A 287-nucleotide genomic window follows, 5' to 3' on the forward strand; every position below is an offset into this window, starting at 1 on the left:
CCCCTGACAATATAGAGGCCGAATGGGAAGCCAGGAACCGGGCCAGCGAGGCGCTAGCCCGCCGCGCCGAGACCATCGACGCCGATGAAGCCCAATGGCTGGCCGAGCGCGTCGGCGGCGGCCAGCGGCCGTTGCGCGACAACGAGCGCGCGCTGCTGACGCTGATCAAGCACGCTTCGCCGGAAATCCATCCGGCGCTGAAGCCGCTGCTCGATAAGGTCCCCTAGGCGTTTCCTGGAAGTGTCTTGCAAAGGATGATGTTGGAATGGCCTTCGGGCCAGCCGGTC

Annotated in this window: 1 pseudogene; it reads left to right on the forward strand. The window is 65.9% G+C overall.

From position 1 onward, the window contains the following. Positions 1–227 (forward strand): annotated as a pseudogene (locus tag EN818_RS32140) (hypothetical protein); the annotation flags it as partial. Positions 228–287: the final 60 nt, after the last annotated feature.

The organism is Mesorhizobium sp. M3A.F.Ca.ET.175.01.1.1 (assembly GCF_004791945.1).
Classification (GTDB): Bacteria; Pseudomonadota; Alphaproteobacteria; order Rhizobiales; family Rhizobiaceae; genus Mesorhizobium.